Source organism: Pseudomonas sp. YA1 (genome assembly GCF_058680555.1).
Map to the genome: position 1 here is coordinate 15,878 of NZ_JBZWBG010000011.1, position 24,201 is coordinate 40,078.

Here is a 24,201-nt window from a genome sequence, read left to right on the forward strand (position 1 = left end):
TCCGTCGCCGCTGCCGGCGACATCCAGCAGTCACTTGGGGAGAGTTCCAGCATGACCTTGCCTTTCACCCGCGCCGCCTGGCGCCCACTGTGTTCCGCCGCCGTGCTCGGCGCCGCGTTGTGGGCCGCCGGCGCCAGCGCTGCCGAACGACGCTTCGACCTGCCGGCGCAGCCGCTGGCCGCCTCGCTGTCGCGCCTGGCGCAGCAGGCGCAGGTCCAGGTGCTGTTCGACGAGTCGCTCCTGCGGGGCCTGCGCGCTCCGGCGCTGAGCGGCAGCTACGGGGTGCGCGAGGCGCTGGAGCGGTTGCTGGTCGGTTCCGAGCTGGAGCTGGTGGAGGCGGGCGGCGGCTACGTGGTGCGCCGGCGCCAGGTCGACGCCTACAGCGACAACGCGTTGCAACTGGACGCGCAGACCATCGTCGGCAACGGTCGCGAAGTGGACGCCAGCAACGTCGGCCGCTCGACCCTGACCCGGCGGGATATCGAACGCCAGCAGGCGGACAACATCCCCAGCCTGCTGCAGACCCTGCCCGGGGTGACCATGGGCGGCTCGCCCAAGCCGGGCGGACAGACCACCAACATCTGGGGCCTGGGCGACGCCGAGGACGTGCCCTATACCCTGGACGGCGCGCAGAAGAGCGGCTTCGAGCGCTACCAGCAAGGCACCGTGTTCATCGAACCGGAAATGATCAAGCGCATCGAGGTGGAGAAGGGGCCGCACTCGGTGTTCACCGGCAATGGCGGCTTCGGCGGCACCGTGCACATGGAGACCAAGGACGCGCCGGACCTGCTGCGCGAAGGCCGCGACCTCGGCGCCATGCTCAAGTACGGCTATCACTCCAACGACCAGCAGAAGATCTACTCCGGCGCCGTGTTCGGCCGCAGCGAAGACCGCCGCGTCGATGCCCTGCTCTACCTCAACGGCCGCGACGGCCGCGACATGAAGCTGGCCGACAACCTGCCGCTGTCGCCCACCGACTATCCGATCAACCCCAAGCGCCTGCCCAACAGCGCCCAGGACGAGAAGACCGGCCTGTTCAAGCTCAACCTGCACCCCACCGAGGAGCACGACCTGGGTTTCACCTACCTGCGCTCGAAAAGCTCGCGCTGGACGCCGTTCTCCGCCAGCAGCTACCCGACCCCGCCGAGCCAGTGGACCATCGACCGCTACGGCTACGAGCTGGGCCTGACCCGCCTGCTGGCCCACCGCGATACCACCGACACCACTTGGACCGGCAAGTACAACTACCATCCGCTGGACAATCCCTGGATCGACCTGCAACTGAGCTATTCCGACGCCCGCACCGAGCAGCTCGACCGTCGCGAGGACACCGCCTTCTACCAGCTCGCCACCGGCGGCAAGCGGATGCGTACCGAGTACCAGGACAAGGTCCTGGAACTGCGCAACACCAGCCGTTTCGATACCGGAGCGCTACAGCACGAGCTGACCCTGGGCGCGGCGCTGCACAAGCACAAGCGCGACATCCTCATGCACATGCCGGGCAAGACCTATGAGACCCCGCGCTACAACTACGGCTGGCTGCAACCGGCATTCATGCCGGCCGGCAAGCAGGACACGCAGAGCTTCTACATCCAGGACGCGATCACCTACGGCAGCCTGACCGTCACTCCATCGATGCGCTTCGACAGCGTGCGCAACGACGGCCAGGCCAACCTGGCGCCGATCTACGACAATCCCAAGCTCGGCCATGACTATCGCGCCCAGACCTACTCCGGCTGGTCGCCGCGGCTGTCGGTGTTCTGGACCGCGACGCCGAACCTGGCGTTCTTCGCCGACTACACCGAGACCTGGCGAGCGCCGGTGATCGACGAACAGTACGAAGTGCAGAACAGTTCGACCATCGGCGGCAGCAGCCGCGACCTGGACGCCGAGCGCATCCATGCGATCCGTGGCGGCAGCGTGATCAACCTGCCGGACCTGCTGGTCGCCGGCGACAGCCTGCAGATCCGCACCACGTTGTTCCAGAACCGCATCAAGGACGAGATATTCCGCACCCGCAGCGTCGGCTGCCGCCAGCAGTCGATCGACAACGGCAGTATCGGCGGTAGCTGCGGCGACATGCTGCCGCTGAGCAACTACCGCAACCTGCCGGGCCTGACCATCAAGGGCTTCGAGATCGAGAGCTTCTACGACAGCCAGCGGCTGTTCGGCAGCCTGTCCTACTCGTGGATGACCGGCAAGCACGATGGTGCCTACAGCAATCCCTGGGGACCGAACGTGTGGGCGCGCGACATCCCGCCGCCGAAGTGGGTGGCCATGCTCGGCCTGAAGGTTCCGGAATGGGACGCCAAGCTCGGCTGGCAGGGCGAGTTCGTGCGCAAGACCGACCGCCTGCCCAGCGATCGCTACAGCGGCGGGATGGGTACCGGTTCCGGCGATATCTACTGGGATCACGCGGCCAACGACAGCTACGACACCCATCGGCTGTTCGCCGAGTGGGTCCCGGCCAAGCTGGGCCTGAAGGACACCCGCATCGACTTCACCGTGGACAACCTGTTCAACCGCTCCTATCGCCAGCCGCTGGGCGGCGACCTGGTCTACAGCCAGGGACGCAACGCCAAGATCAGCGTCACCCAGTTCTTCTGAGGGGCGTCAGCGCACCGAACCGATGCGCCGGGTGTCCTCGGCATACCAGACGACGAACACCCGGCCGACCAGGTCGGCGCGCGGTACGTAGCCCCAGTAGCGGCTGTCGTTGGAGTTGTCGCGGTTGTCGCCGAGCATGAAGTAGTGGCCGGCGGGGACGGTCCGCTCGGCCATGCGCAGGGAGTCCGGCTGGCGCAGCGCCTGCTGCGCCAGGTAGGGCTCGGTCACCTGGTGGTCATTGACGTAGAGCCGGCCGCCATCGATTCGCACGCGATCGCCGGGTATCCCGGCGATGCGCTTCACATAGGCGATGCTGCGCTGCGGCGGGAAGCGGAACACCACCAGGTCGCCGACCTGCGGGTCGGCGAAGGCGTAGCGCGCGGCGTTGGCGAGGATGAAGTCGCCCTGTTGCAAGGTCGGTTCCATCGAGCGCGAAGGGATCTTGTACAGCGCCACGCCGAGGAGCCGCGCGCGCGGGTCGAGACTGGCGGTGCCGAACGGATTCGCCAGGTAGACGGCCAGCATGATCGCGGCGAGCAGGCCCATGGCGGGCCAGAAGCGTCGTTTCACGAAGGTTCCCTTTTTCGTGGCGGAAGGCCGGCGTCGCCGGCCCCCGCGGTCGTCATACCAGGCCGAGGACCTTGAGCAGGAAGGCGTATTCCAGCGCCACGTCCTTCAGCCCCTGGTAGCGGCCGCTCATGCCGCCGTGGCCGGCGCCGAGGTCGGTCTTGAGCAGCAGCAGGTTGGCGTCGGTCCTGGTCGCCCGCAGTTTCGCCACCCACTTGGCGGCTTCCCAGTACTGCACGCGGCTGTCGTTGTAGCCGGCGACCACCAGCAGGTGCGGGTAGTCCTGGGCCCTGACGTTCTCGTAGGGCGCGTAGGCGGCGATCCGCGCATGCACCTCGGCCTCCTGCGGGTTGCCCCACTCGTCGTATTCGGTGACGGTCAGCGGCAGGTCCGGATTGAGCATGCTGTTCAGCACGTCGACGAAAGGCACCTCGGCGATCGCCGCGCCGAACAGTTGCGGGCGCTGGTTGAGCACCGCGCCGATCAACAGTCCGCCGGCGCTGCCGCCGCTGATGGCGAGGCCCTCGGGACGGCAGTAGCCCTCGGCGAGCAGGTGCTCGGCGCAGGCGATGAAGTCGTCGAAGCTGTTCTGCTTGTGTTCCAGCTTGCCGGCCCGGTACCAGGCTTCGCCCAGTTCGCCGCCGCCACGGACATGGGCGATGGCGAAGACGAAGCCGCGTTCGAGCAGGCTCAGGCGGGCGTGGGAGAACCAGGGATCGAGGCTATGCCCGTAGGCGCCGTAGCCATAGAGATAGAGTGGCGCGGGGCGCCCGGCGGCGATGCCGTCGAGGACTTCCTTGCGCGCCACCAGGCTGACCGGCACCTGCGTGCCGTCGCCGCTGCTGGCCCAGATGCGCCGACTGGCGTAGGCGTCGGCGTCGAAGGGGCCTTCCACCGGGGTCTGCTTGAGGACGGTCTGCGTGCCATCGGCGAGGTTCAGCTGGCGTACCTGCGCCGGACGGTTCAGGGCCTCGTAGCGCAGTCGCACGCAGGGGCTGTCGAATTCCAGGCTGTCCTGCACGTAGAGGCTGTAGGCGGCGTCCGGCAACTGCACGCGGTAGGCCGGCAGGCCCTGCGGTTGCACCTCGATCACCGGCAGGCCGCCGTCGCGCAGGCCGAGGATCACCGCCTCGGCGTTCAGGCTGACATCTTCCAGGGTCCGCTGCGGGTCGTGGGCCACGCGCAGTTGCCAGTGCTCGCGAGTCGGCCGCGACTCCTCGGCCTGGTAGAGGGCGAAGTTGATCCCCGCCTGGTTGCTGCGAATCAACCACAGGCCCCGGCCGTCGAGGCGACCGTGGTCGGGGTAGTACTCATGGCCTTCCTCGCGCGGCGCCAGGCAGCGGAACGTTCCCTGCGGCTGGTCGGCGTCGAGCACCCAGGCCTCGCTGGTGGTCTTGCTGTTGAGCAGGAGGATCAGCTGGCGTTCCGAGCTGGAGCGGTAGCAGTGCAGGAAGAAGCGCCCGTCGCCTTCCTCGAACACCAGCTCGGCGCCGGCCTCGCCCAGGCGGTGGCGATAGAGCTTGTGCGGGCGGTGGGTGTCGTCCAGTTCGCCGAAGAACAGTGTGCGGTTGTCGTTGGCCCAGGTCAGGCTGCCGTCGCAGTCGTCGAAGGGCAGGGCCTGCACCGAGCCGCTGGCGAGGTCCTTGACGAACAGGCGGTAGATCTCGTCGCCGCTGGTGTCCAGGCTGTAGGCCAGCAGGCTCTGGTCGGGGCTGATGCTGAAGGCGCCGAGGGAGAGGAAGCCGCCGTCGGCCAACTGGTTGGGATCGAGCAACAGTTGCTCGGCGCCTTCGTCGACCGCCAGGCTGCCGTCCGCCGGACGTGGGCAGCGGTAGTGGCGCGGGTATTCATCGCCGGCGGTGGTGCGCTGGTAGTACAGCCACGGACCCCAGGGACTGGGCAACGACAGGTCGGTCTCGCGGATGCGTCCCCTGATCTCCTCGAACAGGGTCTCGCGCAACCCGGCCTGGTCGGCCAGTTCGCTATCCAGGTAGGCGTTCTCGGCCTTCAGGTAGTCGAGCACCTCCGGGGCGTCGCGCTCCTCCAGCCAGGCGTAGGGGTCGCGTCCGGCGTCGCGGCGGGCGATGGGGGGCTGCGGATGGGGCATCGGGAATCCTCGTCGATCCGGCCATGCGCGAGGCCGGGAAATCTGAATAAAACTGGCGGCGCGGCGCCCGCCATCGGTGGGTAGGCGCGTCGGCATGCAAAAGCGGCTATCATAAGCCCCCCATCACCGCTATCGCCACGCACGCCGCATGAATGAACAAGACTATCTGATCGCCTGGGGCGCCTACGCCATCGCCGGACTCGGCCTGATGCTGGTGTTCTGGCTGATGACCGGCTGGATGTGGCGCTGGCTGCGCGAACCCCTGCGGCTGATCGTCTTCATCCTGCTGTTCACGCCGACTCCGGTGGACCCGCAGAACGACCTCTACGCCCCGGCCATCGCCATCACCGCGCTGGACGTCGTGTTCAAGGTCGGCAACAACGCCTGGCGCGCGGTCTCCGACCTGGCCCTGGTGGCGCTGCTGGGTTTCGGCCTGTACCTGCTGATCGCCGCTATCCGCTGGCCGCTGGAGCGGGCCTGGAAGAATCGCCGGCATCCGTCGCAGGACGCCGAGGACGAGCCGACCCTGCGGCAGATGATGCAGCCCGAGTTGATGCCGGACGTCGACACCCGCACCGACGAGCACGGCGACCGGCGCATGCGCATCGAGCCGCGCCTGTAGCCTTTCGCGACGAAATCCATTCTTGCACTACGCCCGGCAGGCGTTCAGCATGAGGCGAGGCCTATGTCGGGATTTCCCATGGATTGCGTGTTCTGCGCCATAGCGGGTGGCCGCGAGCCGGCGCACAGACTCTTCGAGGACGAGCATTTCATCGTCCTGCTGGACATCTTTCCGCTGCGACCGGCGCACGTGCTGATCGTAGCCCGCGAGCACGCCCCGCACCTGAGCGATCTTTCCGCCGCCGCCCGCGACGCCCTCCCGGCGCTCGCCGAGCGTACCGGTCGCGCGTTGCGCCGGGCCGGTTTCGGCGTGGAAGGCATCAACCTGTTGCTCAACGATGGCGTGGCGGCCAACCAGCACGTGGCGCACCTGCATCTGCACCTGATTCCCCGGCGTCGCGGCGACCTGCCGCGACTGCTCTGGCGCGCCCTGACCCGTTTCCTGCCGATCGGTCGCGCGAGCCTGCAGGCGCGTCTGCAGCGGGAAGGAGAACTACTACGTACAGCCTTGCTCAGGGAGGTTTGAGCCATGTGTGAACTATTGGGCATGAGCGCCAACGTCCCGACGGACATCGTCTTCAGCTTCACCGGACTGATGCAGCGCGGCGGCGGCACCGGCCCGCACCGCGACGGTTGGGGCATCGCCTTCTACGAAGGACGCGGCGTGCGGCTGTTCCAGGACCCGCTGGCGAGCGTCGATTCGGAGGTGGCGCGGCTGGTGCAGCGCTTCCCGATCAAGAGCGAGACGGTCATCGGGCACATCCGCCAGGCCAACGTCGGCAAGGTCGGGCTGAGCAACACCCACCCCTTCATCCGCGAACTCGGCGGGCGCTACTGGACCTTCGCGCACAATGGCCAACTGGCCGACTTCCAGCCCAAGCCCGGCTTCTACCGCCCGGTCGGCGAGACCGACAGCGAGGCGGCCTTCTGCGACCTGCTGAACCGCGTGCGCCGGGCTTTCCCCGAGCCGGTGCCGGTGGAGGTGCTGTTGCCGGTGCTGATCTCGGCCTGTGACGAATATCGCAAGAAAGGCGTGTTCAATGCCCTGATCAGCGACGGCGACTGGCTGTTCACCTTCTGCTCCAGCAAACTCGCCTACATTACCCGCCGCGCGCCGTTCGGCCCGGCGCGGTTGAAGGATGCCGACCTGACCGTGGACTTCCATGCGGAAACCACGCCGGACGACGTGGTCACGGTGATCGCCACCGAGCCGCTCACCGACAACGAGAACTGGACCTTGCAGCAGAGCGGCGAGTGGGTCCTCTGGTGGGGCGGCGAGGTGTTGGCCAAGGGGCGGGTCTGAATCGCCGCCGTGGACGAGGAGAGCGCATGTTCCGCAGTTACCTGAGACTGGTGCTGTTCACCCTGGGCCTGCTGCTCGGGGTGCAGGTGCCCGGCTTCATCGACGACTACGCCAAGCGCGTCGACGCCCATCGCCTGGAGGCCGCGCAGAACATCCAGGGCTTCCAGCAGACCGCCGGGCAGTTCTTCAACGGCAGCCTGGAGGAACTGGTCAGGCATTACCGCAGCAACAGCGATCCGGTGTTCCAGCGCGACGGCGAGAACCTCGACCGCCTGATGCGCCGCGCGCGCATGCTCGACGCCGAGTGGCAGGCCATGCAGGGGCCCTGGTACGCCCGCGCCTGGCACATGCTGCGCGCACCGAACCATGAGTTGCTGATGGAAACCTATGCCAGCTACAGCTACCAGGTCCTGCTCAAGCCCGAGGTGATCGCCTGGGGCCTGGGCTGCGCCTTGCTGGTCGCCTGGATCGCCGAGCTGATCGTGTATTCGCTGGCCTCGCTGTTCGGCTTCGGCGAAGACCGCCGCACCCGCGAGCGTCACTGGAGCTGACGGCGCGACTCAGGCCGCCGCCAGTTCCAGGAACGCCCGGATCACCCGCAGGCCGCGGCGCTTCTCCAGGCAGCCGATCAGGTGGCAGTTGGTCAGCTCGGGACCGACCAGCGGCACCGCGCGAACCCGCGGATCGTTGCCGACCTCCAGGGAAGACACCACGCCGACGCCCAGTTCGGCGGCCACCGCTTCGGTCACCGCTTCCCGGCTGTCCAGCTCCAGCAGCACCCGCGGCTGCACGCCCTGGCTGGCGCAGGCGCGGTCGAAGGTGCGGCGGGTGATCGAGCCGGGTTCGCGCAGCACCATGATCTGCTGGTCGAGTTCTTCCAGCGGTACGCCTTCGCTGCGTTCGCACCAGGGATGCTGGCGAGGCAGCAGGGCGCAGATGCGCGAATTCACCAACTCCTCCAGGAACAGCCCGGGACGCGCCTCGACCTCGGTCAGCACGGCGACGTCGACGTGTTCGCTGAGCAGCGCCGCGAGGGTTTCCTGGGCGTTGCCCAGGCGCAGGTTGACGGTGATTCCCGGATAGCTCGCGCGCAGCCGGGCGAGCATCGGCATCACCAGGTGCGGGCCGTCGGCGGCGACCTCGAGGCGGCCGGAGACCAATTGTCGATTGGCGTCGAGCAGGGCCTCGGCTTCTTCCTCCAGGGCGAACAGGGTGCGTGTGATCGCCACCAGGCGCGAGCCTTCCTCGGTCAGTTCGATGCGCCGGGCGGTGCGTCGGAACAGGGTGACCTGGTAGTGCTCCTCGAGTGCCTTGACGTGTCCGGTCACTGCCGGCTGGCTGATGCACAGGCGCTCGGCGGCGCGGGTGAAACTGCCTTCGCGGGCGACGGCGTCGAAGGCGCGGAGCTGGAAGAGATTCATGGTATCGGCCTGGCTTATGGCTGGCATCGGAACAAACAATTTGAACGATAGTAGCGCGGCGCTCACCTTATGTCTCCAGGCTTCCCCGGAACGCCGGCGCGGAACGACCGCCCAGGCCGCGAAGCCCGATCCGGTTTCTTTCGCCGATTCCCGCAGAGGAAATGAGCATGAGCACTGCCGAACGCGCACCCATCCTGCTGACCCCCGGTCCGCTGACCACCTCCTACCGTACCCGTCGGGCGATGATGGTCGACTGGGGCTCCTGGGACAGCGATTTCAACGAACTCACTGCCAGCGTCTGCCAGCGCCTGCTGAAGATCGTCGGCGGCGAAGGCAGCCACACCTGCGTACCGTTGCAGGGCAGCGGCACCTTCGCCGTGGAAGCGGCGATCGGCACCCTGGTGCCGCGCGACGGCAAGGTCCTGGTGTTGATCAACGGTGCCTACGGCAAGCGCCTGGCGAAGATCTGCGAGGTCCTGCAACGGCCCTTCAGCACCTTCGAGACCGAAGAGAACGTGCCGACCACCGCCGCTGATGTCGAGCGCCTGCTGGCCGCCGATCCGGCGATCAGCCATGTGGCGCTGATCCACTGCGAGACCAGTACCGGCATCCTCAATCCGCTGGAGGCCATCGCCAAGGTCGTCGAGCGTCACGGCAAGCGCCTGATCGTCGATGCCATGAGTTCCTTCGGGGCGATCGGGATCGATGCCCGGACAGTCCCGTTCGACGCCCTGATCGCCGCCTCCGGCAAGTGCCTGGAGGGCGTCCCGGGGATGGGCTTCGTCTTCGCCCGCAGCGCCGCCCTGGAAGCCAGCGCCGGCAACTGCCACTCCCTGGCCATGGACCTGCAGGACCAGCACGCCTATATGCGCAAGACCGGGCAATGGCGCTTCACCCCGCCGACCCATGTGGTCGCCGCCTTGCACGAAGCGCTCAGCCAGTACGAAGAGGAGGGCGGCCTGCCGGCGCGCCAGCGGCGCTACGCGAGCAATTGCGAAACGCTGCTCGGCGAGATGGCCCGGCTCGGTTTCCGCAGCTTCCTGCCGGCGGAAATCCAAGCGCCGATCATCGTTACCTTCCACGCGCCGCGCGATCCGCGCTACCGCTTCGCCGACTTCTACCAACGCGTGCGGGAGAAGGGCTTCATCCTCTATCCGGGCAAGTTGACCCAGGTGGAAACCTTCCGCGTCGGCTGCATCGGCCACGTCGACGCCGCGGAGATGCGGCAGGCGGTCGCCGCCATCGGCGAGGCGCTGCGCGAACTGGAAGTCCTCGAGATCTGAACTGAACGACAACGAGCAGAAAAGGGTTCACGACAATGAATTACAACCAGCCAGCCACCCTCCAGGCCGTCATCCTCGACTGGGCGGGAACCGTGGTCGATTTCGGCTCCTTCGCGCCGACCCAGATCTTCGTCGAGGCCTTCGCCGAATTCGGCGTCCAGGTCAGCCTGGAGGAAGCGCGCGGTCCGATGGGAATGGGCAAGTGGGACCACATCCGCACGCTCTGCGACATCCCGGCGATCGCCGAGCGCTACTGCGCCGCCTTCGGCCGCCTGCCCAGCGACGACGATGTCACCGCCATCTACGAGCGCTTCATGCCGCTGCAGATCGAAAAGATCGCCGAACATTCGGCGCTGATCCCCGGCGCCCTGCAGGCGATCGCCGAACTCCGCGGGATGGGCCTGAAGATCGGTTCCTGTTCCGGCTACCCGGCGGTGGTGATGGAGAAGGTGGTAGCCCTGGCCGAGACCAACGGCTACGTCGCCGACCACGTGGTGGCCACCGACGAAGTGCCCAACGGCCGGCCATGGCCGGCCCAGGCGCTGGCCAACGTGATCGCCCTGGGGATCGACGATGTGGCGGCCTGCGTGAAGGTCGACGACACCTGGCCGGGTATCCTCGAAGGGCGCCGCGCCGGCATGTGGACGGTGGCGCTGACCTGCTCGGGCAATGCCCTGGGCCTCACCTACGAGCAGTACAAGGCGCTGCCGGCGGCCGAACTGGAGCGCGAGCGGACGCGTATCGAACAGATGTTCGAAGGTTCGCGTCCGCACTACCTGATCGAGACCATCACCGAGCTGCCAGCGGTGGTCCGCGACATCAATGCGCGCCTGGCGCGCGGCGAGATGCCGCAGGGTAACTGAGCCACGTCTGTGCCGAGGCCGCTGCGGGCAATCGCGGCGGCCTCGGTTTTCTAGCCGGCGTCGGGTGCGCCAGGCGCGCCTTGCCACCCAGGCGGTCACGGCCCATCGCTTGCCTGGTTCCCTGGCGGGACTCGACGCCGAGCTGCCGGCCGCGCTGCTCTGGCGGCTGCGCGTTAGCGCCGGCCCGACGGCGGATACAATTGGCGCATCTGGACGAACGGCAGGGGTACAGTTGCAGGCCGATAGACGCTGACTCTCGGGTCACGATGCTGGCGCGGGGGCGATTTCCTTGCGCTATGCTGCTCGAAGCGAAGAATATTCGCGTATTCCAACTGTTGTGCTAGGGTATGACCTGCGACAACCTGTCGCAGGCAGGTAAAAGCCCTACTTTATCTATGTTTGAGAAAGTCTATTGCAAGATGTGTCATAGGCTCCTCAGCTGAAATGAATTGTAATAACTGACGCTCAGTTTCGGTCCAACGAGCGTCGCGCGAGTCTCTGCTCCGCATCGCGATAAATGGGTTCCTGCCTTGCCTGTTGCACAACAAATAGCCGACCGATAACTGCGACCTGATCACCCGGCGGGAAGGGCAATCCTTCTCGCCCAGGCATGCACGTGCCTTGGCCGCCCTTGGCCTCTTCCGGCACAGCTTCGAAAACGCTGTTCATCAAGGAACGACTCAGCGCGTGGAACGAGTCCGTCACCGGAATCGGGAAAGGTATCCGCTTGCCTTCTCCCGTGGCCGGGCAATGGCCGTTCCGTACCCCGGTGGCGACTGCATGTCTGGAACTGGCTGAAGCCAGCGGTCTCCGCCACAAGCCTTGCAAGGAGACATCCATGAGCGACCACTCGCTCCTTCCATCGATTAAGGCCGGAAGATGACCAAAGCAAACCCGTTTGCCGCATTGAAATGGCTTTCCCTGGCGCCCGCGCTGCTGCTCGGCGGCTGCGACATGACCCTGTTCAACCCGAAAGGGCAGGTGGGCATGGACGAGCGCACCCTGATCATTACCGCGACCCTGCTGATGCTGATCGTGGTCATCCCGGTGATCGTGATGACCCTGGCGTTCGCCTGGAAGTACCGCGCCTCGAACACCCAGGCCGAGTACAAGCCGGACTGGCACCACTCCAACCGCATCGAGGCGGTGGTCTGGCTGGTGCCCTGCGTGATCATCGCGATCCTCGGCTGGATCACCTGGGAAAGCACCCACAAGCTCGACCCGTACCGTCCGCTGGACTCCGAGGTCAAGCCGGTCACCATCCAGGCCGTTTCGCTGGACTGGAAGTGGTTGTTCATCTACCCGGAGCAGGGTATCGCCACGGTCAACGAGATCGCCTTCCCGAAAGACACCCCGGTGAATTTCCAGATCACCTCGGATTCGGTGATGAACTCGTTCTTCATCCCGCAGCTGGGCAGCCAGATCTACTCGATGGCCGGGATGATGACCAAGCTGCACCTGATCGCCAACGAAGAAGGCGTGTTCGACGGTATCTCCGCGAACTACAGCGGCGGCGGTTTCTCCGGCATGCGCTTCAAGGCCATCGCCACCTCCGAGCAGGGCTTCCAGGACTGGGTCGCCAAGGTCAAGGCGGCACCGACCAGCCTGTCGATCGGCACCTATCCGGAGCTGGTCAAGCCGAGCGAGAACGTTCCGCCGACCTACTTCTCTTCGGTCAGCCCGGAACTGTTCGGCCACATCCTCACCAAGTACGAGCACCACGGCGACGCCAAGGGTGCCGCGCACGGCGAGCACGCCGGGGCTGAGCACGAAGCCGCCATGACCGGTCACGACATGCAGGACATGGACATGCAAGCCATGCAGGGCATGAAAGACATGAAGGACATGCACATGCAACCGAGTACCCAGGAGTAAGCGCAGATGTTCGGGAAACTGACACTCTCGGCCGTGCCTTACCACGAGCCCATCGTCATGGTCACACTGGCCGTCGTCGCCCTGCTGGGCCTCGGCGTGGTCGGTGCGATCACCTACTACCGCAAGTGGACCTACCTGTGGACCGAGTGGCTGACCTCGGTCGACCACAAGAAGATCGGCGTGATGTACATCGTCGTCGCCCTGGTCATGCTGGTCCGCGGCTTCGCCGACGCGATCATGATGCGCGGCCAGCTGGCCCTGGCCGAAGGCGCCAACCACGGCTACCTGCCGCCGGAGCACTACGACCAGATCTTCACCGCGCATGGCGTGATCATGATCATCTTCATGGCCATGCCGTTCATGACCGGCCTGATGAACCTGGCCGTGCCGCTGCAGATCGGCGCGCGCGACGTGGCGTTCCCCTTCCTCAATTCGCTGAGCTTCTGGCTGCTCGTGGTCAGCGCCATGCTGGTCAACGTGTCGCTGGGCCTGGGCGAATTCGCCCGTACCGGCTGGGTGGCCTATCCGCCGCTGTCGGAGCTGGCCTATAGCCCCGGGGTAGGGGTGGACTACTACATCTGGGCGCTACAGATATCCGGGATGGGCACGTTGCTCACGGGGATCAACTTCCTGGTCACCGTGTTCAAGATGCGTGCCCCGGGCATGAAGCTGATGCAGATGCCGATCTTCACCTGGACCTGCACCTTCGCCAACATCCTGATCGTCGCCTCGTTCCCGATCCTCACCGCTGCGCTGGGCCTGCTGTCGCTCGACCGCTACCTGGACATGCACTTCTTCACCAACGAGCTTGGCGGCAACGCCATGATGTACATCAACCTCTTCTGGGCCTGGGGCCATCCCGAGGTGTACATCCTGATCCTGCCGGCCTTCGGTATCTTCTCCGAGGTCACCGCGACCTTCGCCGGCAAGCGCATGTTCGGCTACAAGTCGATGGTCTGGGCCAGCGCCGCGATCACCTTCCTCGGCTTCACCGTGTGGCTGCACCACTTCTTCACCATGGGTTCGGGCGGTGACGTCAACGGCTTCTTCGGCGTGGCCACCATGCTGATCTCGATCCCCACCGGGGTGAAGCTGTTCAACTGGCTGTTCACCATCTACAAGGGTCGCCTGCGCTTCAGCACGCCGATCCTGTGGACCCTGGGCTTCATGGTGACCTTCACCATCGGCGGCATGACCGGCGTCCTGCTGGCCATCCCGGGCGCGGACTTCCTGCTGCACAACAGCCTGTTCCTGATCGCCCACTTCCACAACACCATCATCGGCGGCGCGGTGTTCGGCTACCTGGCCGGCTTCGCCTTCTGGTTCCCGAAAGCGTTCGGCTTCACCCTCGACGAGAAGTGGGGCAAGCGCTCCTTCTGGTGCTGGCTGGTGGGCTTCTACATGGCCTTCATGCCGCTCTACATCCTCGGCTTCATGGGCATGACCCGTCGCCTGAACCACTACGACAACCCGCTGTGGAAGCCGTACCTGGTGGTCGCGTTCTTCGGCGCCGTGCTGATCTTCTGCGGCATTGCCTGCCAGTTGATCCAGCTGTTCGTCTCGGTCCGCAACCGCAAGCAACTGGCCGACGTCAATGGCGACCCGTGGGAAGGCCGCACCCTGGAATGGGCCACTTCCTCGCCGCCGCCGTTCTACAACTTCGCCGAACTGCCGAAGGTGCAGGACGTGGATGCCTTCCACGACATGAAGAAGACCGGCACCGCCTACCGCAAGCTGCCGGCCTACCAGCCGATCCACATGCCGAAGAACACCGCCGCGGGCTTCTCCATCGCCGTGTTCGCCTTCGTCTTCGGCTTCGCCGCCATCTGGCATATCTGGTGGCTCATGGCGGTCGGCTTCGTCGGCATGATCGGCTCCTTCATCGTGCGCAGCTACAACCAGGACGTCGACTACTACGTCCAGCCCGAAGAGATCGAGAAGATCGAAAGCGCCCGTTTCCAGCAACTCGCCAAGCAGGTCTGAACCATGTCGACGGCAGTATTGAACAAGCATCTGGCCGACGCCCACGAAGTGGGCCACGACCACGATCATGCACACGATAGCGGCGGCAACACCGTATTCGGTTTCTGGCTCTACCTGATGACCGACTGCGTGCTGTTCGCCAGCGTCTTCGCCACCTACGCGGTGCTGGTTCACCACACCGCCGGCGGCCCCAGCGGCAAGGACATCTTCGAGCTGCCCTACGTGCTGGTGGAAACCGCCATCCTGCTGGTTTCCAGCTGCACCTACGGCCTGGCCATGCTCTCCGCGCACAAGGGCGCCAAGGGCCAGGCGATCGCCTGGCTCGGGGTCACCTTCCTGCTCGGCGCCGCGTTCATCGGCATGGAGATCAACGAGTTCCACCACCTGATCGCCGAAGGCTTCGGCCCGAGCCGCAGCGCCTTCCTGTCGTCCTTCTTCACCCTGGTCGGCATGCACGGCCTGCACGTCAGCGCCGGCCTGCTGTGGATGCTGGTGCTGATGGCGCAGATCTGGACCCGCGGCCTCACCGCGCAGAACAACACCCGGATGATGTGCCTGAGCCTGTTCTGGCACTTCCTCGACATCGTCTGGATCTGCGTCTTCACCGTCGTCTACCTGATGGGGGCCCTGTAATGAGCAGCGCTGCACACGACAACCACGGCGCCGGCCACGGCAGCCTGGGTTCCTACGCGATCGGCTTCGTGCTCTCGGTGATCCTCACCGCGATCCCGTTCTACATGGTCATGGACGGCGGCTTCTCGCGCCACGCGACCATCCTCACCATGGTCGTCCTCGGCCTGGTGCAGGTGGTGGTGCACCTGATCTGCTTCCTGCACATGAACATGTCGTCGGAAGGGCGCTGGAACGTGATGGCGTTCATCTTCACGGTGATCGTCATCCTGCTGGTGGTCGGTCTCTCGCTGTGGATCATCTTCAGCGCCGACATGCTGATGATGCCGATGCCCTGAGGGCCATGACGTGAAGCTGAAACGCTATCTCCTGGTGGCCAAGCCGGGAATCATCTTCGGCAACCTGATCGCGGTGGCGGGGGGATACTTCCTCGCCGCCCGCGGCAGCGTCGAGCCGATGCTGTTGCTGGCCACGGTCATCGGCCTGTCGCTGGTGGTCGCCAGTGGGTGCGTGCTGAACAACTGCATCGACCGCGACATCGACCGGCACATGGAGCGGACCCGCGGGCGGGTCACCGTGACCGGGCAGATCTCGCTGAAGGCTGCCCTGGCCCACGGCCTGGTCCTCGGGGTCGCCGGCTTCGGCCTGCTGTGGTGGCGGACCAACCCGCTGACCACCGCGCTGGCCGGCTTCGGCTACTTCGTCTACGTCGGCCTGTACAGCCTGTGGTTCAAGCGTCGTTCGCAGTACGGCACGCTGGTCGGCAGCCTCTCCGGGGCGATGCCGCCGGTGGTCGGCTACTGCGCGGTGAGCGGCCAGTTCGACGCCGGCGCCGCCTCGCTGCTGGCGATCTTCTGCCTGTGGCAGATGCCGCACTCCTATGCCATCGCCATCTTCCGCCTGAAGGACTACGAGGCGGCCGGCATCCCGGTGCTGCCGGTGGCGCGCGGCATCGCGGTGACCAAGATCCACATCGTGCTCTACATCCTCGCCTTCATGGCGGCGACCCTCGCCTTGTGCCTGGGCGGCTACGCCGGCTACGGCTACCTGCTGGTGGCGGTGGCGGTGAGCCTGTGGTGGCTGGCCATCGCCCTGACCGGCTACTGGACCGCCGACGACCGGGTCTGGGCGCGCAAGCTGTTCGCCTTCTCCATCGTCGCCATCACCGCGCTGAGCGTGATGATGTCCATCGACTTCCAGGTGGCGCCCGCCACCCATCTGGTCGCTTCGCTGTTCTGAGGCGACACGCTTTAGGGAAAGCCCCGCCGGTCGATTGGCGGGGCTTTTTTTTGTCTGCGCGATGGCAGGGATGCGGTCGCCGTCTGGCAGAAGGGCCGCGCGGCGAGCCCTCTGTTCCGGGACTCTGCCGTTGGTTATCAGATTTTTCCGGGAGCTTTTTCGGAGCTGTCCGGCTTGTGGAAAAAACCCTCCATCAATCAAATGCCAATGATTCTCAATAACCAAGATGGAGTACTTCATGGATCGTCGCAACGAGCCGTCCCCCTTGCCCACCAAACGCCCGCTGGCGCCGCTGATGCTGCTGATGGCCGCCTGCTCCTCGCCGGCCCTGGCCGAGGACGCGGCGCGCAAGGACGATCCCCTGGAACTGGGAGCCGACACGGTCACCGGCGAGCAGGCCTCGTCCAGGGTCGAACGCTCGGCCTCGGCCAAGTACGCCGTGCCGCTGCTGGATACCCCGCAGACCGTCACGGTGGTGCCGCAAAAGGTGATCCAGGAGCAGAACGCCCTGAGCCTGCGCCAGGTGCTGTCCAACGTCTCCGGCATCACCTTCAACGCCGGCGAAGGCGGCGGCGGTTCCGGTGACAGCATCAACATCCGCGGCTTCAGCGCCAACGCCAACATGCAGGTGGACGGGCTGCGCGACAGCGCCCAGACCAGCCGCAGCGACCTGTTCAACCTGGAGGCGGTGGAAGTGATCAAGGGACCGAACTCGGTGTTCGGCGGCGCCGGCACCAGCGGCGGCAGCATCAACATGGTCAGCAAGCAGCCCAAGGCCGAAGCCTTCACCCACCTGGGCGCCGGGCTGGGCACGGACCGCTACCGGCGCCTGACCCTGGACACCAACCAGCCGCTGGAAGGGCTCGGCGAGTCGACCGCCTTCCGCCTCAACCTCATGGCCCACCACAACGATGTCGCCGGGCGCGAACAGATCGACAAGCAGCGCTGGGGCATCGCGCCATCCCTGACCTTCGGCCTGGACACCCCGACCCGCCTGACCCTGAGCTACTTCCACCAACGCGACGACAACCTTCCCGACTATGGCGTGCCGGCGTTGAACGGGCGCAAGCTGGACGGCGTCAGCCGCCACGATTATTTCGGCTGGCGCAACCTGGACGAGGAACGGATCGACAACGACGTCGCCACCCTCAAGCTCGAACACGATTTCAGCGACGACTTCCAGTTGCAGAACCTCATCCGCTATTCCCACCTGCATCGGGACACGGTGATCTCCGCCTCCCACGTCAACCAGAAGGGCCTGCCGCCGGGGCGCTACCTGCCGGCGGGACCGCAAGCCTACGGGCGCGATTCGAAGACGCGGATGTGGATCAACCAGACCAACCTCACCGGCCGCTTCGACACCTTCGGCCTGGCGCATACGCTGATCGGCGGCTTCGAGCTGTCCCGCGAGACCTACGACCGCACCACCTACTCCTACAACCTGGGCAAGTTCTACCCGGCCAACGGCTTCGACCTGCACAACCCGCCGGGCTACTGGAACGGCCCCACCGACAAGCGCGACAGCGCGCGCAACCGGACCGAACTGGAGGTCAAGGCGCTGTACGCCTTCGACACCATCGCCCTGGACGAGCGCTGGGACCTCAGTCTGGGCCTGCGCTACGACTGGATCGACGGCACCTCGCGGAGCACGCCCTCAGGCAAGCCGACGGTGCGCGCCGACAGTTCCGACGGCAAGCTGAGCACGCGGGCGGGGCTGGTGTTCAAGCCGCTGGAGAACGGGCGGGTGTACGTCTCCTACGGCACCTCCTTCAACCCCTCGGCGGAACACCTGGTCACCACCGGCTCGGGCGTGACCGAGGCGACCGGAGGCCTGGCGCCGGAGAAGAACAGCACCTACGAGCTGGGCACCAAGTGGGAGTTCCTCGGACGGCGCCTGGAGCTGGACGCGGCGCTGTTCCAGGTGAAGAAGGAAGACGCCCGCGAACGCCTGGCCGACGGCAGCTACGTGCTTGCCGGCGAACAGCGCGTGCGTGGCCTGGAACTGAGCGCCAGCGGCAAGCTGAACGAGCACTGGGACCTCTTCGCCACCTACACCTACCTCGACAGCGAAACCCTGAAATCCAGCAACCCGCAGCGTGAGGGGCAGGCCCTGGGCAATACCCCGCCGCGCTCGTTGAGCCTCTGGAGCACCTACGAACTGCCCGAGGGCGTGACCCTGGGCTATGGCGCACGCTACGTCAGCCAGCGCAACGTCACCTCGGTGGACAACGGCAAGCTGGATGCCTACTGGGTGCACAACATGATGCTCGGCTACCAGGCGACGCGCGACCTGAAACTGCAACTCAACCTCGACAACCTGTTCGACAAGGCCTACGTCGAGCGGGTGCGCCAGGTGTACGGCAACCAGTCGCGCTCCTCGGCCATCGAGTATGGCGACGGTCGCACGGCGATTCTTTCGGCGATCTACGCGTTCTGACGGCAGGCAGGCCATGGAAGCCGGCGCCCACTGCCTGGGCGCCGGTTCTTCCCGGCGATTTCCTCTGAACTTTTTCACTGCGGCGCCTATCAACTCCTTTGCAAGTCATTTTTCAGGGAGCCTCTTCGATGGCACGCAAAAACGCAGTGAAAGACAACCTCGAGCAGATCCAGCACCAGAGCTACAGCGAGCTGCAGGAACTGCTCTCCGAAGCCAACAGCATGCTCGCCGACAGCGCCGCCTTCGCCGGCGACAAGGCCGACAGCGCCCGTGCGCGGATCGGCGCGCTGCTGGAGAAGGCCAACGATGCCCTCGGCAAGGGCGGTAGCGCCGTGGCCGAACGCAGCCGCCACGCGGTGGATGCGACGGAAAGCTATATCGGCGCCAATCCCTGGCAGACCGTGGCCATCACCACCGCGGTGGGCCTGCTCGCCGGCTTCCTGCTCGGGCGCCGCTCCTGAGCACGCGGTCGGTGCCGCACAACGGACTCGTTACCTTCGCTTGAAAAAAGGAATTGCCCATGCTTTCGATCAAGAAGAACCTCGGCCTCCTGGCCATGACCGTGGCCCTGGCGGCCTGCGCCTCCAACCCCAACGACCTGCCGGATTTCCCGGAGCATGAATACGCGGCGACCCAGCAGGTGGGCGAGGGCGTGATCAACGGCGACCTGTACCTGACCAGCGCGTCGGGTGCGATCCAGAAGGGGACCAACACCAAGGTCACCCTGGAGCCTGCGACCAGCTACATGAAGGCCTACTACGCGAAGTTCGGCAACCTCGATGCCGCCAAGCGCGATCCCGACGTGCAACCGCCGGTGCTCGACCCGCGACGCGCCACCTATGTGCGCGAGGCGACCACCGACCAGAACGGTCGCTTCGACTTCGACCACATCCCCAACGGCACCTACTACATTTCCAGCGAATTGACCTGGAGCGCCCAGAGCGATGGCAAGACCATCACCGAGGGCGGCACCGTCACCAAGCTGGTCACCGTAAGTGGCTCGCAGCCGCAGAAGGTGCTGCTGACCCGCTGACCTCCGGCGGCGCTCGGCCAAAACGGCAAGCCCCTGCCATCGCGGCAGGGGCTTTTTCCTGCCAGCGCGGCCGGACCGCTTGACAGCCAACGGGGCGGCGCCGTAGTTTCGATACCCATGACCTTCGCGACCCTGCTTACCCGCCGCAGCATTATTACCGCCATTCCAGCTATGGCGGGTTAGCCAGCGTCCACTCCGAACCCGCCCTCGAGGCGGGTTCTTCGTTCTGTCTCCTGGGCCAAAACCACCGAACCGGGAGAACAGCATGCAGCACCAGACCCTCCAGAACCTCGTTGGCCGGGCCGACGCCCTGATCAATGCCGGGCAGTTCGATGCCCTGATGGATTTCTATTGCGACGACGCCACCCTGGTGGTCAAGCCGGGCCTCAACGCCTGCGGCAAGGCGCAGATCCGCCAGGCGTTCGACGCCATCGCCCGGCACTTCGAGCACAGCCTGCGAGTGCGCCAGCACGACCTGCGGGTGATCGAGGCGGGAGATACGGCGCTGGTCATGGCCGAGGCGGTGATCGAGTCGAAGGCCGGACGCCTGCAACGTCGGGCCACCTACGTGTTCCGCCAGGAGGCCGATGGCCAGTGGCGCTGCGCGGTGGACAACTCCTACGGCACCGACCTGCTGGCCTCGGTGGCGGCGAGCGCGGAGGCCAGCCGATGAGCGCCTCGACCCTCAGCGCAAGCAAACCCCTGCTGGCCGGCTACGTGGAAAGCATCCTGGCCGCGCCGGTGTACGACGTCGCCGTGGAAACCCCCTTGCAGGTCGCGCCGCAGTTGTCCCAGCGCCTGGGCAACCGGGTGCTGCTCAAGCGCGAGGACCTGCAGCCGGTGTTCTCTTTCAAGATCCGCGGCGCCTATACCCGTGTCGCGCGCCTGAGCGACGAGCAGAAGGCCCGCGGGGTGATCACCGCCTCCGCCGGCAACCATGCCCAGGGCCTGGCCCTGGCGGCGCAGCGCCTGGGCGTGCGGGCGGTGATCGTGATGCCGCGCACCACTCCCGAACTCAAGGTCAAGGGCGTGCTGGCGCGCGGCGGCGAGGCGTTGCTGCACGGCGACGCCTTCCCCGATGCGCTGGCCCATGCCCTGCAACTGGCCGAGCGCGAAGGCATGACCTTCGTCCCACCCTACGACGATCCGGACGTGATCGCCGGACAGGGCACGGTGGCGATGGAGATCCTCCGCCAGCACAGCGGCCGCCTCGACGCGATCTTCGTGCCGGTCGGCGGCGGCAGCCTGATCGCCGGGATCGCCGCCTACGTCAAGCACCTGCGTCCGGATATCCGCGTGATCGGCGTCGAGCCGGAGGATTCCAACTGCCTGCAGGCAGCGCTGGCCGCCGGCGAGCGGGTGGTGCTGGGCCAGGTCGGGCTGTTTGCCGACGGGGTGGCGGTGGCGCAGATCGGCGCTTGCAACTTCGAGGTCTGCAAGGACCACGTCGACGAGGTGATCACCGTCGGCAGCGACGAAATCTGCGCGGCGATCAAGGACATCTACGACGACACCCGTTCGATCACCGAGCCGGCCGGCGCCCTGGCCGTAGCGGGAATCAAGAAGTACGTGGCCCGCGAACGCACCGAGGGGCAGACCCTGGTGGCCATCGACTCCGGTGCCAACATCAACTTCGACCGCCTGCGCCACGTTGCCGAGCGCGCCGAACTGGGCGAACAGCGCGAAGCGATCATCGCCGTCACCGTGGCCGAGCGGCCGGGCAGCTTCAAGGCCTTCTGCGCGGCGCTGGGCCGGCGCCAGATCACCGAGTTCAACTACCGCTACCACAGCGACCGCCAGGCCCACCTGTTCGTCGGCGTGCAGACCCATCCGCTCACCGACAGTCGCGCCGACCTGCTCGCCGGCCTGCGCGAGCAGGGCTTCCCGGTACTCGACCTGACCGACAACGAGATGGCCAAGCTGCACATCCGCCACATGGTCGGCGGCCACGGTACCGAGGTGCGCCGCGAGCGGCTGTTCCGCTTCGAGTTTCCCGAACGCCCCGGGGCCTTGCTGAACTTTCTCGACAAGCTCGGCTCGCGCTGGAACATCAGCCTGTTCCACTACCGCAACCACGGCGCCGCCGACGGTCGGGTGCTGGCCGGATTGCAGGTGCCGGACGAGGAGCGCGGCGAGCTGGAGGCGGCGTTGCAAGCCATCGGCTATCCGTACTGGGAGGAAACCCACAACCCGGCCTACCGGCTGTTCGCCGGTTGAGCGGCGCTCCGCCAGCAGGACATGGCCCTGTCATGTCCCTCGGCTAGACTCCTGCCAGGGATATCCGCCCAGCGAGGGACATGGCCATGCGCAAGCGCAACCCCCGGCGGGCCACGCCGGAAGAACTGCGGGTCTGCTCGGTACTGAAGGAAAAGGGCACCCGCGAGGAACTCGCCCACCTCGCCGCCCGCGGTGAGTGGAGCAACGTGCCGGCGTACAACGCCAGCCGCGAGCAGATCGCCGACCACCTGGGCAAGAGCGTGTCGCCGGAATCCGACGCCTCGTTCTTCGACTCGCGGCGCTTCAGCGAGGCGATCGTTCTGCTCAAGAGCCGGCCGGTGCTGCTGGTGAAGAACGGTATCTTCGACGAAGCGCCGCTGGCCGGCCTGGAGCAGCGCCTGAAGAAGCATCGCGCCGCGCTGGCCACGCCGATCCGCTCGGTCGGCCGGCTGGAATTGATCGACCACGACAGCATGGACTGGTGCGGTACCGGCTGGCGCATCGAGGACGACCTGATCGTCACCAACCGGCATGTCGCCAGCCTGTTCGCCGAACGCCAGGGCAGCCTGTTCCGCTTCCGTCTCAACCAGGCCGGCAAGCAGGTGCGCACCCGCGTGGACTTCCGCGAGGAATACCGCCAGCCGGAAAGCGACGAGCATGTGATCGCGCGGGTCCTGTGGATCGCCCCGGACGTCTCCGAGGCGCCGGACATGGCGATCCTCCAGGTAGTGAAGGGCGACCTGCTGCCGCCGCCGCTGGTCCTCGCGCGCCAGGATGCCGAGCCGCGCCAGGCGGTGGCGGTGGTCGGCTATCCGGCGCGCGACAGCCGCAACGACGCCGGGGCGATGGAAGATATCTTCGGCAACATCTACGACGTCAAGCGTTTCGCTCCCGGCGAAGTCGTGGGATTGCCCCATGACGCCTGGTACCTGACCCACGACTGCTCGACCCTGGGCGGCAATTCCGGCTCGGCGGTGCTTTCGATCGACGGCGGCGAGGTGGTCGGCCTGCACTTCGGCGGCCAGTTCCGCAAGACCAACTATGCGGTGAAGGCCAGCGTGATCCGCAGCCTGCTGGCGCGTCGCGCCTGGGTGCCGGTGGCCGGGGCGGAGCTGAAGCGCGGCGCGCCGCGCTTCCAGGAAAAGCAGCGCAGCGTCGCCGACCTGGCCGAGCGCAAGGGCTTCGACGAGGCCTTCCTCGGGCCGAAGGCGACCTTGCCCAAGCCGGGCAAGAGCCACCAGGTGCTGCCGGTGGGCAAGGGCACGCGCCTGGACTATCTGCATTTCTCGGTGGTGATGAGCGCCAGCCGGCGCTTGCCGATCCTCACCGCGGTGAATATCGACGGCGCGCTCAAGCGTTCGCTCAAGCGCAAGGATTCCTGGGGCTTCGACCCGCGCATCGAGGCGGCCGCGCAGGTCGGACACAAGGACTTCTACGGTCCGGCTTCGTTCGACAAGGGCCACATGGTGCGTCGCGAGGATCCCGGCTGGGGCGACAGCGATGCCATCGCCCGGCAGGCCGAGGACGACACCTTCGTCTACACCAACGCGGTGCCCCAGGTGGCGCAGCTCAACCAGCGCAGCTGGCTGTCGCTGGAGGACTACGTGCTGCAGAACGCCAGGAGCGAGGGCTTCCGCATCTCGGTGTTCACCGGCCCGGTGTTCCGCGACGACGATCCGCTCTACCAGGGCGTGCAGGTGCCGCTGGAGTTCTGGAAGGTGGTGGCGATGATCGACGCCGACAGCGGCGAACTGGGAGTGTCCGCCTACCTGCTGGGGCAGGAAGGGATGATGCCCAGCGAAGGCTTCCGCTACGGTGCGTTCAAGACCTACCAGGTGCCGTTGGCGAAGGTCGAGGCCAGCGCCGACCTGCGTTTCTCCAGCGCCCTGCGCAAGGCCGACGTGCTCGCCGGCACGCCGCTGGAGGAGGCGCTGGAAAGCGGACGCTTCATCGAGATCGACGGGCCGGACGACCTCCTGCTGAGCCGGCCGGGGCCGGCCGGCAAGGGCCGCTGA

At 66.4% G+C, this 24,201-nt stretch carries 21 protein-coding genes and 1 pseudogene; 19 read left to right on the forward strand and 3 right to left on the reverse strand.

All coding sequences use genetic code 11. The features are described from left to right. Positions 1–51 precede the first annotated feature (51 nt). Positions 52–2,607 carry a heme receptor HxuC gene (gene hxuC, locus AC4OR5_RS16760; protein WP_015503250.1) on the forward strand — a complete coding sequence of 852 codons (2,556 nt, stop codon included), beginning with the start codon at positions 52–54 and terminating at the stop codon, positions 2,605–2,607. Between the two features lie 6 nt (positions 2,608–2,613). Here hxuC and lepB read toward each other — a convergent pair whose 3' ends face one another. Together lepB and AC4OR5_RS16770 are read right to left on the reverse strand one after the other, a co-directional pair. Beyond that, positions 2,614–3,153, reverse strand: a complete 540-nt coding sequence (gene lepB / locus AC4OR5_RS16765) for a signal peptidase I (protein WP_003133458.1) — start codon at positions 3,151–3,153, stop codon at positions 2,614–2,616. 76 nt (positions 3,154–3,229) lie between these two features. Further along, on the reverse strand, positions 3,230–5,281 hold the full coding sequence (locus AC4OR5_RS16770; RefSeq protein ID WP_015503248.1) for a S9 family peptidase: 2,052 nt from the start codon (positions 5,279–5,281) through the stop codon (positions 3,230–3,232). A gap of 148 nt (positions 5,282–5,429) precedes the next feature. On the opposite strand from AC4OR5_RS16770, the gene AC4OR5_RS16775 reads away from it, so the two are divergent. The 4 genes from AC4OR5_RS16775 (at position 5,430) to AC4OR5_RS16790 (ending at position 7,756) form a co-directional block, all read left to right on the forward strand. Further along, positions 5,430–5,903 carry a hypothetical protein gene (locus AC4OR5_RS16775; RefSeq protein WP_003086834.1) on the forward strand — a complete coding sequence of 158 codons (474 nt, stop codon included), beginning with the start codon at positions 5,430–5,432 and terminating at the stop codon, positions 5,901–5,903. Positions 5,904–5,966: 63 nt separating this feature from the next. Continuing rightward, positions 5,967–6,428: an HIT family protein gene (locus AC4OR5_RS16780; RefSeq protein WP_003086845.1), complete on the forward strand. Its 462-nt coding sequence runs from the start codon at positions 5,967–5,969 to the stop codon at positions 6,426–6,428. A gap of 3 nt (positions 6,429–6,431) precedes the next feature. Then, on the forward strand, positions 6,432–7,205 hold the full coding sequence (locus tag AC4OR5_RS16785; RefSeq protein WP_003082680.1) for a class II glutamine amidotransferase: 774 nt from the start codon (positions 6,432–6,434) through the stop codon (positions 7,203–7,205). 26 nt (positions 7,206–7,231) lie between these two features. Further along, on the forward strand, positions 7,232–7,756 hold the full coding sequence (locus tag AC4OR5_RS16790) for a DUF2937 family protein (protein ID WP_003086848.1): 525 nt from the start codon (positions 7,232–7,234) through the stop codon (positions 7,754–7,756). 9 nt (positions 7,757–7,765) lie between these two features. Here AC4OR5_RS16790 and AC4OR5_RS16795 read toward each other — a convergent pair whose 3' ends face one another. Continuing rightward, positions 7,766–8,626, reverse strand: a complete 861-nt coding sequence (locus AC4OR5_RS16795; protein WP_003109262.1) for a LysR substrate-binding domain-containing protein — start codon at positions 8,624–8,626, stop codon at positions 7,766–7,768. Positions 8,627–8,793: 167 nt separating this feature from the next. Between AC4OR5_RS16795 and phnW the strand changes: the two genes are divergently transcribed. From phnW to AC4OR5_RS16865, 14 genes and pseudogenes are all read left to right on the forward strand, one after another. Further along, positions 8,794–9,909 (forward strand): 2-aminoethylphosphonate--pyruvate transaminase, encoded by a 1,116-nt coding sequence (gene phnW / locus AC4OR5_RS16800; RefSeq protein ID WP_015503246.1) that lies wholly within the window; start codon positions 8,794–8,796, stop codon positions 9,907–9,909. A gap of 35 nt (positions 9,910–9,944) precedes the next feature. Continuing rightward, on the forward strand, positions 9,945–10,772 hold the full coding sequence (gene phnX / locus AC4OR5_RS16805; RefSeq protein ID WP_058161163.1) for a phosphonoacetaldehyde hydrolase: 828 nt from the start codon (positions 9,945–9,947) through the stop codon (positions 10,770–10,772). A gap of 76 nt (positions 10,773–10,848) precedes the next feature. Continuing rightward, positions 10,849–11,025 (forward strand): annotated as a pseudogene (locus AC4OR5_RS16810) (MFS transporter); the annotation flags it as partial. Positions 11,026–11,651: 626 nt separating this feature from the next. Beyond that, a complete protein-coding gene (cyoA, locus tag AC4OR5_RS16815) occupies positions 11,652–12,647 on the forward strand; it encodes a ubiquinol oxidase subunit II (RefSeq protein WP_003086856.1) in 996 nt (331 codons plus the stop codon). A gap of 6 nt (positions 12,648–12,653) precedes the next feature. Continuing rightward, entirely contained in the window at positions 12,654–14,630 is a 1,977-nt protein-coding gene (gene cyoB, locus AC4OR5_RS16820) for a cytochrome o ubiquinol oxidase subunit I (protein WP_003086857.1), read from the forward strand. A 3-nt stretch (positions 14,631–14,633) separates the two neighbouring features. Next, positions 14,634–15,263: a cytochrome o ubiquinol oxidase subunit III gene (gene cyoC / locus AC4OR5_RS16825; RefSeq protein ID WP_003086858.1), complete on the forward strand. Its 630-nt coding sequence runs from the start codon at positions 14,634–14,636 to the stop codon at positions 15,261–15,263. Continuing rightward, complete coding sequence (cyoD, locus tag AC4OR5_RS16830) at positions 15,263–15,598, forward strand: cytochrome o ubiquinol oxidase subunit IV (RefSeq protein ID WP_003109258.1); 336 nt, start codon at positions 15,263–15,265, stop codon at positions 15,596–15,598. The genes cyoC and cyoD overlap by 1 nt, the downstream gene beginning before the upstream one ends. A gap of 10 nt (positions 15,599–15,608) precedes the next feature. Beyond that, positions 15,609–16,499 (forward strand): heme o synthase, encoded by an 891-nt coding sequence (gene cyoE, locus AC4OR5_RS16835; RefSeq protein ID WP_003082726.1) that lies wholly within the window; start codon positions 15,609–15,611, stop codon positions 16,497–16,499. 238 nt (positions 16,500–16,737) lie between these two features. Further along, positions 16,738–18,936 (forward strand): TonB-dependent receptor, encoded by a 2,199-nt coding sequence (locus AC4OR5_RS16840; RefSeq protein ID WP_003145267.1) that lies wholly within the window; start codon positions 16,738–16,740, stop codon positions 18,934–18,936. A gap of 128 nt (positions 18,937–19,064) precedes the next feature. Beyond that, positions 19,065–19,397 carry an ElaB/YgaM/YqjD family protein gene (locus tag AC4OR5_RS16845; protein WP_003082731.1) on the forward strand — a complete coding sequence of 111 codons (333 nt, stop codon included), beginning with the start codon at positions 19,065–19,067 and terminating at the stop codon, positions 19,395–19,397. A gap of 59 nt (positions 19,398–19,456) precedes the next feature. After that, a complete protein-coding gene (locus AC4OR5_RS16850; RefSeq protein ID WP_003082734.1) occupies positions 19,457–19,969 on the forward strand; it encodes a prealbumin-like fold domain-containing protein in 513 nt (170 codons plus the stop codon). 265 nt (positions 19,970–20,234) lie between these two features. Next, complete coding sequence (locus AC4OR5_RS16855) at positions 20,235–20,642, forward strand: YybH family protein (RefSeq protein ID WP_003082737.1); 408 nt, start codon at positions 20,235–20,237, stop codon at positions 20,640–20,642. Then, entirely contained in the window at positions 20,639–22,186 is a 1,548-nt protein-coding gene (gene ilvA, locus AC4OR5_RS16860; RefSeq protein WP_003082739.1) for a threonine ammonia-lyase, biosynthetic, read from the forward strand. The genes AC4OR5_RS16855 and ilvA overlap by 4 nt, the downstream gene beginning before the upstream one ends. A gap of 86 nt (positions 22,187–22,272) precedes the next feature. Then, positions 22,273–24,201 carry a DNA/RNA non-specific endonuclease gene (locus AC4OR5_RS16865; protein WP_009314862.1) on the forward strand — a complete coding sequence of 643 codons (1,929 nt, stop codon included), beginning with the start codon at positions 22,273–22,275 and terminating at the stop codon, positions 24,199–24,201.

What these genes read in the sequence shown, in the direction of transcription:
- hxuC (WP_015503250.1), top strand. Translation starts at nt 52, where the DNA reads ATGACCTTGCCTTTCACCCGCGCCGCCTGGCGCCCACTGTGTTCCGCC.
- lepB (WP_003133458.1), bottom strand. Translation starts at nt 3,153, where the DNA reads ATGGGCCTGCTCGCCGCGATCATGCTGGCCGTCTACCTGGCGAATCCG.
- AC4OR5_RS16770 (WP_015503248.1), bottom strand. Translation starts at nt 5,281, where the DNA reads ATGCCCCATCCGCAGCCCCCCATCGCCCGCCGCGACGCCGGACGCGAC.
- AC4OR5_RS16775 (WP_003086834.1), top strand. Translation starts at nt 5,430, where the DNA reads ATGAATGAACAAGACTATCTGATCGCCTGGGGCGCCTACGCCATCGCC.
- AC4OR5_RS16780 (WP_003086845.1), top strand. Translation starts at nt 5,967, where the DNA reads ATGTCGGGATTTCCCATGGATTGCGTGTTCTGCGCCATAGCGGGTGGC.
- AC4OR5_RS16785 (WP_003082680.1), top strand. Translation starts at nt 6,432, where the DNA reads ATGTGTGAACTATTGGGCATGAGCGCCAACGTCCCGACGGACATCGTC.
- AC4OR5_RS16790 (WP_003086848.1), top strand. Translation starts at nt 7,232, where the DNA reads ATGTTCCGCAGTTACCTGAGACTGGTGCTGTTCACCCTGGGCCTGCTG.
- AC4OR5_RS16795 (WP_003109262.1), bottom strand. Translation starts at nt 8,626, where the DNA reads ATGAATCTCTTCCAGCTCCGCGCCTTCGACGCCGTCGCCCGCGAAGGC.
- phnW (WP_015503246.1), top strand. Translation starts at nt 8,794, where the DNA reads ATGAGCACTGCCGAACGCGCACCCATCCTGCTGACCCCCGGTCCGCTG.
- phnX (WP_058161163.1), top strand. Translation starts at nt 9,945, where the DNA reads ATGAATTACAACCAGCCAGCCACCCTCCAGGCCGTCATCCTCGACTGG.
- cyoA (WP_003086856.1), top strand. Translation starts at nt 11,652, where the DNA reads ATGACCAAAGCAAACCCGTTTGCCGCATTGAAATGGCTTTCCCTGGCG.
- cyoB (WP_003086857.1), top strand. Translation starts at nt 12,654, where the DNA reads ATGTTCGGGAAACTGACACTCTCGGCCGTGCCTTACCACGAGCCCATC.
- cyoC (WP_003086858.1), top strand. Translation starts at nt 14,634, where the DNA reads ATGTCGACGGCAGTATTGAACAAGCATCTGGCCGACGCCCACGAAGTG.
- cyoD (WP_003109258.1), top strand. Translation starts at nt 15,263, where the DNA reads ATGAGCAGCGCTGCACACGACAACCACGGCGCCGGCCACGGCAGCCTG.
- AC4OR5_RS16840 (WP_003145267.1), top strand. Translation starts at nt 16,738, where the DNA reads ATGGATCGTCGCAACGAGCCGTCCCCCTTGCCCACCAAACGCCCGCTG.
- AC4OR5_RS16845 (WP_003082731.1), top strand. Translation starts at nt 19,065, where the DNA reads ATGGCACGCAAAAACGCAGTGAAAGACAACCTCGAGCAGATCCAGCAC.
- AC4OR5_RS16850 (WP_003082734.1), top strand. Translation starts at nt 19,457, where the DNA reads ATGCTTTCGATCAAGAAGAACCTCGGCCTCCTGGCCATGACCGTGGCC.
- AC4OR5_RS16855 (WP_003082737.1), top strand. Translation starts at nt 20,235, where the DNA reads ATGCAGCACCAGACCCTCCAGAACCTCGTTGGCCGGGCCGACGCCCTG.
- ilvA (WP_003082739.1), top strand. Translation starts at nt 20,639, where the DNA reads ATGAGCGCCTCGACCCTCAGCGCAAGCAAACCCCTGCTGGCCGGCTAC.
- AC4OR5_RS16865 (WP_009314862.1), top strand. Translation starts at nt 22,273, where the DNA reads ATGCGCAAGCGCAACCCCCGGCGGGCCACGCCGGAAGAACTGCGGGTC.